The organism is Brevundimonas sp. (genome assembly GCF_031082345.1).
GTDB lineage: Bacteria > Pseudomonadota > Alphaproteobacteria > Caulobacterales > Caulobacteraceae > Brevundimonas.
In genome coordinates this window covers 1-5,108 of record NZ_JAVHLH010000204.1, presented here as the reverse complement: position 1 = coordinate 5,108, position 5,108 = coordinate 1, and the positions used below count along the sequence as shown (strand labels likewise).

Genomic DNA, 5,108 nt, shown 5'->3' with positions numbered 1-5,108 from the left:
CGATCCTGGAACGCCGTTTCCTCGTGAGCTACGCGGCGACGGGCTTCGCGCCGCCCTATCCGAGTTGGCCGATCATGCCTGCGGCGTTCGAGGACGCCCGGCTGGCCCTGACTCCGGACGGCCAGACCCGGCGGCTGGGCGCCCCGGCGGCGTGGAGCGCCATCACCCGTGAGCTGGCCGGCGAGGACGGCGCCGATGTCGATCCGGCGCTGGTGGTGCTGGATGCGGTTCGGGCCTCGGCGGGCCCCCGGCTGGACGCCCTGATCGATCAGGGCGAACCCTTTGACGCCGTGCTGGACGGCGTGGGCGGGGCCTGGGCGGTCGAGGGCCGGTCCTCGGCCGGGGCGGCGTGGCTGCGGCTGTCGCGTCTGGGCCTAGTCGGAACGGCGGCCGAGAGCGGCCTGGGCCTGTTGGCGGACGCCTATCCCGCCCCGACCTGGATCACCGACGCCGCCGGACGGCTGGCCTGGGCCAACAAGGCCTGGCTGGCCGAGATGAAGGCCGACAGCATCGACGCCGCGCGCGACAAGAGGCTGAGTTTCGACCGCGGGGCCGACGCCATCGTGGCCGAGGCCGGACGGCTGCATCAGCGTCAGGAGGGGTTCCGCTGGACCACCGGCGGCGGACGGCGGCGGGCGTGGCGGATCGTGGCCGAGCCGGCCCCCGGCGGGGCCGGGGCGGTGCTGGCCTTCGCGCTGGACATGACCGAGGCGGAGGAGACGCGCGACACCCTGCGCCGTCACGTCGAGGCCCATGACGAGACGCTGAATCACCTCGCCGACGCCGTGGCCATTTTCGGCCCGTCGAAGCGGCTGGCCTTCCACAACACCGCCTTCCAGACCCTGTTCAACATCGACCCGGCCTGGCTGGACGAACGGCCGACGCATGCCGAGCTGCTGGACCGGCTGCGCCAGCGCCGGCTGCTGCCCGAGGTCATCGACTACGCCGGCTGGAAGGCCAATGAGCTGGACTTCTACGGCGCCGCCGAGGCCGCGCCGGACGACAGCTGGTCCCTGCCCGACGGGCGGACGCTCAGGGTGGTGCGCCAGCCGCACCCGCTGGGCGGGGTGCTGCTGCTGTTCTCGGACATCACCGACGAGCTGAAGCTGCGCAGCCGGTTCAACGCCCAGATCCAGGTGCAGAAGGCGACGCTGGACAAGCTCAACGACGCTGTGGCCGTGTTCGGCTCGGACGGCCGCATCCGCCTGCACAACGAGGCCTTCGACACCTTCTGGGGCGTGAGCGGCGAGGCGCTGGACGCGGCCGGGGATTTCGACGCCGTGGCCGCCCTGTGCCAGTCGACCATGCCCGACCCGGCCCTGTGGCTGGGACTGAAGGCGCGGGTGGCAGACCCCGACCCGGAGAGCCGGGTGCCGATCTCGGGCGAGGGCCGCACGGCGGACGGCCGAATCGCCTCGTGGCAGACCCGGCCCCTGCCGGACGGCGCCACCCTGGTGGCCTTCTCGGACATCACCGCCCGGCGCGGGCTGGAGCAGGCGCTGGCGGCCAAGGCCCAGGCGCTGGAAGAGAGCACCGCGCTGAAGCGCGAGTTCGTCGGCAGCGTCAGCTACGAGCTGCGCACGCCGCTGACGACCATCGTCGGCTATTCCGAACTGCTGGAGACCCAGGCCGACCTGCCCGAGCGCAGCCGCCAGCACGCCGGGGCCATCCGCGTCGCCGCCAGCCAGCTGGCCGGATCGATCGACGACGTGCTGGACATGGCCCAGATCGACGCCGGCGAGATGGAGCTGACCCTCGGCGACGTGCGCGTCAGCGACCTGCTCGAGGAGGCGGCGGCCACGGTGCGCGAGCGGATCGAGGGACGCGGCGCGGTCCTGACCGTGACCTGCCCGACGGGTCTGAAGCCGATCCGGGCGGACGCCCAGCGGGTCGGGCAGGCGCTGGAGTATCTGCTCGACAACGCCGCCCGGGCCGTGTCGGAGGGCGGGGCCGTGACCCTGACCGCCGAGGCCGCGCCGTCCGAGGTGCGCATCCGGGTCGAGGACACCGGGCGGGGCATTCCCTATCACCTGCAGGCCCATGTCTTCGACCGCTTCGTCAAGCGCGAGCGGGGCGGTCCGGGCGTCGGCCTCGCCCTGGTCAAGGCCCTGGTCGAACTGCACGGCGGCTGGGCCGAGGTGGAGAGCGAACCGGGCAAGGGCGCGGCCTTCATCCTGCACCTGCCGCTGGAAGCGGCCGGCGTGGCGGCGCCGCCGGAGTTGAGGCTGGGATAGGGGCGCCGCCGGAGTTGAGGCTGGGATAGGGGCGAGGGTCGAGGGGCGAGGGAACACCGCGCTCGCTGACTCCTCTTTGACACCCGCCCCCGCAGTCACTAGCGCTCTCGCTGACTCGACCCTCGCCCCTCGCCCCTGGACGCCGCCATGGCCAAGCCGCTCAAGACCGCGCTGATCTACGACTTCGACGGCACCCTCGCCCGGGGCAATATGCAGGAGGTCACCTTCATCCCCTCGGTGGGCATGGACATCGGCGACTTCTGGGGCGAGGCCGACCGGCTGACGCGCGAGGCCGACGGGGACAACATCCTGATGTACATGCAGCTGATGCTGCAGCGGGCGCGCGAGAACGGCGACCCGATCACCCGCAAGACCCTGCGCGACCACGGCCAGGACGTGAAGCTGTTCGACGGGCTTAAGTCCGACCTGACCGGCAAGGGCTGGTTCGACCGCATCAACGCCGTGGGCGCGAAATACGGCCTCGAGATCGAGCACTACATCATCTCGGCGGGGCTGGAGGAGATGATCGAGGGCTGCCCGATCCGGCCGGAGTTCCGGCACGTGTTCGCGTCGAAATTCGTCTACGACGACAAGGGCGTGGCGATCTGGCCGGCGGTCGGCGTCAACTACACCACCAAAACCCAGTATCTGTTCCGCATCAACAAGGGCGTTCTCAATCACTGGGAGCACGAGAAGATCAACCGCTTCATGGCCGACGACGACCGGCCGGTGCCGTTCGAGCGGATGATCTTCCTCGGCGACGGCGACACCGACGTGCCGACCATGAAGATGATGCACACCAAGGGCGGCTATTCGATCGCCGTCTACGACCCGCGCAATTCGGACCGGGACCAGCAGAAGATCTACGGCCTGATCTCCGAGGACCGGGTCAATTTCGTCGCCGCCGCCGACTATCGCGAGGGCTCCGCGCTGGACCTGATCGTCAAGGGTCTGATCGGCCGGATCGCCATCACCTCGGGGACGATGCCGGACGGGGTGTGAGTCCGTCCGCCTCCGAAGGCCGCCCCGGAACCGCGCGCCCTGCTAGACCGCGGTCAGCGGAAGCTTGAGGAAGCGGCGTCCGGAGGCTTCCGGAGGGGGCAGGGCCCCGGCGCGGATGTTGATCTGCAGCGACGGCAGGATCAGGGCCGGGGCCTTGAGCGTCGCGTCGCGCGCCTCGCGCAGGGCGACGAACTCGTCCTCGGTGCGGCCGCCCCCGACGTGGATGTTGCCGGCCTTCTGGGCCGCCACCGTGGTCTCCCAGCGATAGTCCTCGCGGCCCTCGGGCAGGTAGTCGTGGCCGACGAACATCCGCGTCTCCGGCGGCAGGGCGAGCAGACGCTGGATCGAGCGATACAGGGTCCGCGCATCGCCGCCCGGGAAGTCGCATCGGGCCGTGCCGTAGTCCGGCATGAACAGGGTGTCGCCGGTGAAGACCGCGTCGCCGATCCGGTAGCTGACGCAGGCGGGCGTGTGGCCGGGGGTATGCAGAACCTCGACCTGGAGGGTTCCGAGGTCGAAGCGCGCGCCGTCGGCGAAGAGGCTGTCGAACACGACCCCGTCCGCGGTGACGTCATGCGCCTCGAACAGGACGCCGAAGACCTTCTGCACCTCGGTGATGCGGCTGCCGATGCCGATCGGCGCGCCGGTGCGCCGGCGGATCTCGTCGGCGCCCGAAAGGTGGTCGGCGTGGGCGTGGGTCTCGAGCACGCGCTCCAGCCTGAGACCCCGCTCGGCGATCCGGGCCAGCACCTTTTCGAGCGAGGTGGTTTCCACGCGTCCCGCGGCGGCGTCGAAGTCCAGCACGGGATCGATCAGGACCGCCGCGCCGGTGGCCGGATCGGCCACCAGATAAGTGATCGTGTGGGTGGCGGGGTCGAAGAAGCCTTCGACGGAGGGGGATGGCGTCATGGTGATCTGTCTCCGGTTCGCGCCTTTATATATTAGCTATTGCTAAATTAGCAACTCCGCATATATAGACCGGCATGATCGACGCACACCCGCCCCCCCTCCAGCAATTCCAGACCCGCGCCGGCGACGCGGCGCGGCTTCTGAAGGCGCTTTCCAACGAGAAGCGGCTGATGATCCTGTGCCAGCTGGGCGAGGGCGAACGCGCCGTCGGCGAGCTGCTGCCGCTCGCGGATCTGTCCCAGTCCGCCCTGTCGCAACACCTCGCGGTGCTGCGCGAGGAAGGCCTGGTCACCGCCCGGCGGGAGGGCGTGTCGATTCTGTACCGCATCGCCGAGCCGGCGGCCCTGAAACTCATCGCCGTGCTCGCCGACATCTATTGCCCCCCTGTTCAAGGAAACTGATCCATGGCCGTGCTCACCCCCCTTTCCGCCGCCGAAGTCGCGGCCCGCATTCAGTCCGGCAAGGCCGTTCTGGTCGACATCCGCGAGCCCGCCGAGGTCGCCCAGGAGCGGATCGCCGGCAGCGTCGTCAAGCCCCTGTCCGTCTTCGAGGCGGCCGACCTCGACGTCCATCCGGGCCGCGAGGTCATCTATATGTGCCGCTCCGGCGCCCGCACCGGCATGAACTGCGTCCGCCTGGCCGCCTGCGTTCCCGGCGAGGCCTTCGTGCTGGACGGCGGGCTGAACGCCTGGAAGGCCCAGGGCCTGCCCACGGTCACAGGGGCGGCGTGACGCCATGGACGCCAGTGTCGTTCAGCTGTTGCTGGCGGTGTTCAGCGGGAGCCTCGTGGCCCTCCTGCTGACGGTGTTCGGCGGCGGCGGCTCGGTGCTGGCCGTGCCGCTGCTGCTGTATGTGGTCGGGGTGCAGGATCCGCACGTCGCCATCGGCGCCTCGGCCGCCGGGGTGGCGCTCAACGCCCTGACGGCCCTGGCCGGTCAGGCGCGGGCGGGACGGGTGCGCTGG

General features: G+C 70.6%; 6 protein-coding genes. 5 read left to right on the top strand and 1 reads right to left on the bottom strand.

Going from position 1 to position 5,108, the window contains the following annotated elements:
• Together RDU12_RS12135 and RDU12_RS12130 are read left to right on the top strand one after the other, a co-directional pair.
• On the top strand, positions 1-2,234 hold a 2,234-nt coding region (locus tag RDU12_RS12135), incomplete at its 5' end, for an ATP-binding protein (RefSeq protein ID WP_308684824.1).
• Between the two features lie 147 nt (positions 2,235-2,381).
• A complete protein-coding gene (locus RDU12_RS12130; protein ID WP_300291784.1) occupies positions 2,382-3,236 on the top strand; it encodes an HAD family hydrolase in 855 nt (284 codons plus the stop codon).
• Positions 3,237-3,278: 42 nt separating this feature from the next.
• On the opposite strand, the gene RDU12_RS12125 is transcribed toward RDU12_RS12130, so the two are convergent.
• The gene (locus RDU12_RS12125; RefSeq protein ID WP_300291786.1) at positions 3,279-4,145 is read right to left on the bottom strand and encodes an MBL fold metallo-hydrolase; all 867 of its coding nucleotides are present in this window, start codon (positions 4,143-4,145) and stop codon (positions 3,279-3,281) included.
• A 74-nt stretch (positions 4,146-4,219) separates the two neighbouring features.
• On the opposite strand from RDU12_RS12125, the gene RDU12_RS12120 reads away from it, so the two are divergent.
• From RDU12_RS12120 to RDU12_RS12110, 3 genes are all read left to right on the top strand, one after another.
• Entirely contained in the window at positions 4,220-4,546 is a 327-nt protein-coding gene (locus RDU12_RS12120; protein ID WP_300291788.1) for a helix-turn-helix transcriptional regulator, read from the top strand.
• A 3-nt stretch (positions 4,547-4,549) separates the two neighbouring features.
• Positions 4,550-4,876 (top strand): rhodanese-like domain-containing protein, encoded by a 327-nt coding sequence (locus tag RDU12_RS12115; protein WP_300291790.1) that lies wholly within the window; start codon positions 4,550-4,552, stop codon positions 4,874-4,876.
• Between the two features lie 4 nt (positions 4,877-4,880).
• A partial coding sequence (locus RDU12_RS12110; RefSeq protein WP_308684819.1) for a TSUP family transporter occupies positions 4,881-5,108 on the top strand: 228 nt, incomplete at its 3' end.